This is a genomic window from Microcystis sp. LE19-195.1E (assembly GCF_027532095.1).
Lineage (GTDB): Bacteria > Cyanobacteriota > Cyanobacteriia > Cyanobacteriales > Microcystaceae > Microcystis > Microcystis aeruginosa.
In genome coordinates this window covers 1-3,209 of the sequence record NZ_JAPZSZ010000019.1, presented here as the reverse complement: position 1 = coordinate 3,209, position 3,209 = coordinate 1, and the positions used below count along the sequence as shown (strand labels likewise).

Here is a 3,209-nt window from a genome sequence, read left to right as displayed (position 1 = left end):
TTGATCACGTTAGATTGACTATTCCCTTGATAGAGAGGTTGACCTTTAATCACCATCACATCGGGATAGGTGTAAATACTATAATCTGACAGCCATAAACGCACCGTTTCCATGTAGGTATAATAATCTTGATTATTGATATTTAAGGGAAAATTACGGCAAAAATTTAGACAAATCTGATTGTGATTAGTGGTGGCTCCTACCATTGGGATAATTTCTCCTTGACGATATTCATTTTTATCTTCGGACGTTTCCTCTAGGGCGAGATATTCTTCGGGAGTATAATATTTAGTTTCAGTAGTGGTTAACATTTTTGACTCTCCTTCCTATTCTATTTTCTAAGATACTGCATTTCTCTAAAAAGAGACAAAGTTATCCTTGAGCAAGGTTATCAATTGAGTGGCTCGGATCATATTTTTTGCTTAATCTCTGGCAAAAAATGCTGAGAAATCCACAATTAAAAATCTAACTATCAAAATTGCTCACTTCAAGGGTTAAGATAAACTAGATAAATAGTTTTATGTTTAGTTTCTCCTATGTTTAACTGGTTCCGTCGTCAGAAAGTCCAACCCGAACAAGCACCCCCTGCACCCGTAGAGGAAACCCCCAGCGAGGCAACCAGTCAGGAAGACTATTTAGATTGGGCCAAAAAAGCCTTTAAAAATATTCAAGAGAAAAAAGCCACGGCCGAGGCCGTCGTGAGCGAAACCCCTGAGACATCTATTGCTGAAACCGAACCTCTGCAAGAGGAAGAACCGGTTAAAGAAGAAGAAACCGAGGATAATACCCCCGCATGGCTGAAAAAATCCGATCGCCTCGAAATTCTCAAAGAAACCGCCATCGAAACCCCTACAGAACCAGATGAGGACTTTATCTGGTCCGCCAAAGTTTTAGCCAATCAGGGACGACAAGCAGAGGACGTTTCGGAAGAAGAAATCACTTGGTTAAAAAAATTGCGTCAGGGTTTAGGCAAAACGCGCCGCAGCTTGGTCAATCAGCTTAAGGCCGTGGTCGGTCAGGGTCCCCTCAATCAAGATGCGGTGGAGGAAATCGAAGCTTTATTGCTTCAGGCCGATGTGGGGGTAGATGCCACCGATTATATTATCACTACCCTCCAAAATAAGCTAAAACAGGAAGCTTTGCCCCCCGAAAAAGCGATCGAATATCTCAAAGAAATTATCCGCGAGATTTTAGATGCACCTTTAGCCAATTATAGCAACCCCGGTTTTGAGCCAGAAAAAGGCAAATTAAATATCTGGATGCTCACAGGAGTTAACGGAGTGGGTAAAACGACGACTATCGGCAAATTAGCCCATTTATCTAAACAATCTGGCTATAGCTGTATGATCGCCGCTGCCGACACCTTTCGCGCTGCTGCCGTGGAACAGGTGAAAGTTTGGGGAGAGCGATCGCAAGTCGAAGTAATTGCCAACCCGGGCAAAAATACCGACCCGGCCGCCGTGGTGTACGATGGCATCGAAGCCGCTAAATCCAGGGAGGTAGAATTACTCTTAGTGGATACGGCGGGAAGATTGCAGAATAAAAAGAACTTAATGGCAGAATTAAGCAAAATTCGCCGCATTATCGACAAAAAAGCTGAGAGTGCCGTGGTGGAATCCCTTCTAGTTCTCGATGCCACTTTAGGACAAAACGGGCTGCGACAGGCCGAGGTTTTCTCGGAAGCTGCCCAATTAAGCGGCGTGATCCTGACTAAAATCGATGGTACAGCTAAAGGGGGTGTTGCCCTTGCCGTGGCGCGTCAGCTTAACCTACCGATTCGCTTTGTTGGCGCTGGGGAAGGAATCGAGGATCTGCGGCCCTTTTCCAGTTACGAATTCGTGGAAGCTTTACTGAGTGGCGATTAATCTCACCCCGCCTATCTTTCATAATCTTTTCATGGTTGCTTCATAATTGTCTCATTTTTAGTTATGCTAGAACTGGAGACTCAGGGTAACAACTATGCAAACGACAATTACAGTTAGTCATCTAGGAGTATATTATCGCGGCGTGGAAGCCCTACGGGATATCACCCTGAAAATTCATCCAGGACGATTAACTGGTATTATCGGTCCCAACGGTGCGGGCAAAAGTACCCTGATCAAAGCCATGCTAGGATTAATTCCCGTACAACAGGGAACCGTTAACTATCAAGGGCAATCTCTACAGCAACAACTGGATAAAGTCGCTTATGTTCCCCAAAGATCTCAAATCGACTGGACCTATCCCGTCACCGCTTGGGATGTGGTAATGATGGGGAGAGTCAGAAAAACGGGTTGGTTTCGTCCTTTTTCCCATATTAGTCGTCAACAGGCTTTAAATGCCCTAGAACGGGTGGAAATGGCTGATTTACGCCATCGTCCCCTCGGTCAGCTGTCGGGGGGACAACAGCAAAGAGTCTTTTTAGCCAGAGCTTTGGCCCAAGAAGCGGAGATTTTCTGTTTTGATGAACCTTTCGTCGGGGTAGATCAAAAAACCGAGGGCATCCTTTTTAATATCTTCGGTGAGTTAGCCCAAAAAAATAAAATTGTCCTGGTGGTTAACCATGATTTAGGCGAATCTATCACCCATTTTGCTGATTTAATCCTCTTAAATAAAGAATTGATCCTCGCCGATCAACGGTCTAAGGTCTTAACTGATTTTAATCTCCGGCGCGCCTATGGGGGTAAAGTCTCCTTCTACGATGCCATGACACCACCAGATCATCGAAAATTTGGGTCTGAAACCCCGTCGTTCTACGACGGCTTTACTGTTAAATATTAGCACATTTACGAAATATATGCTAGAATGTGAGACATGGAAAAAGCCTATTCGTTTCGATTTTACCCCACACCCGAACAAGAGTCGCTATTGCGGCGCACTTTGGGCTGTGTAAGATTAGTTTACAATAAAGCTCTCCATGTCAGAACACAAGCTTGGTATGAAAGACAAGAAAGAGTAGGCTACGCTCAAACTTCTTCAATGTTGACCGATTGGAAAAAACAAGAAGAATTAGACTTTTTAAACGAAGTAAGCTGTGTACCCTTACAACAAGGGTTAAGACATTTACAAACAGCTTTCACTAATTTCTTTGGCTCTTCGGGAATTGTTATGCAAATAATTAACTTAAAATAAAATTCGATGAGAGCGCCTACGCTCAAAAGTAGCTGAAATCCATACAGGGAAGGACTTAAGGCACAAACAGGTTAATACCAAAAGATAGACAATTGAGT

General features: G+C 43.7%; 3 protein-coding genes and 1 pseudogene. 3 read left to right on the top strand and 1 reads right to left on the bottom strand.

Annotated features, from left to right (window positions below; translation table 11 throughout):
* The coding region (locus O9300_RS01570; protein ID WP_287969651.1) for a Uma2 family endonuclease at nt 1-311 on the bottom strand (311 nt) is incomplete at its 3' end.
* A gap of 225 nt (nt 312-536) precedes the next feature.
* Between O9300_RS01570 and ftsY the strand changes: the two genes are divergently transcribed.
* The 3 genes and pseudogenes from ftsY to O9300_RS01555 all read left to right on the top strand — a co-directional run.
* On the top strand, nt 537-1,865 hold the full coding sequence (gene ftsY / locus O9300_RS01565) for a signal recognition particle-docking protein FtsY (RefSeq protein ID WP_287969650.1): 1,329 nt from the start codon (nt 537-539) through the stop codon (nt 1,863-1,865).
* A gap of 94 nt (nt 1,866-1,959) precedes the next feature.
* Nucleotides 1,960-2,760: a metal ABC transporter ATP-binding protein gene (locus tag O9300_RS01560; protein ID WP_287969648.1), complete on the top strand. Its 801-nt coding sequence runs from the start codon at nt 1,960-1,962 to the stop codon at nt 2,758-2,760.
* A 33-nt stretch (nt 2,761-2,793) separates the two neighbouring features.
* Nucleotides 2,794-3,069, top strand: a pseudogene (locus tag O9300_RS01555) (helix-turn-helix domain-containing protein); the annotation flags it as partial.
* Nucleotides 3,070-3,209: the final 140 nt, after the last annotated feature.

Coding starts and splice junctions, on each gene's coding strand:
- ftsY (WP_287969650.1), top strand. CDS start 537: ATGTTTAACTGGTTCCGTCGTCAGAAAGTCCAACCCGAACAAGCACCC.
- O9300_RS01560 (WP_287969648.1), top strand. CDS start 1,960: ATGCAAACGACAATTACAGTTAGTCATCTAGGAGTATATTATCGCGGC.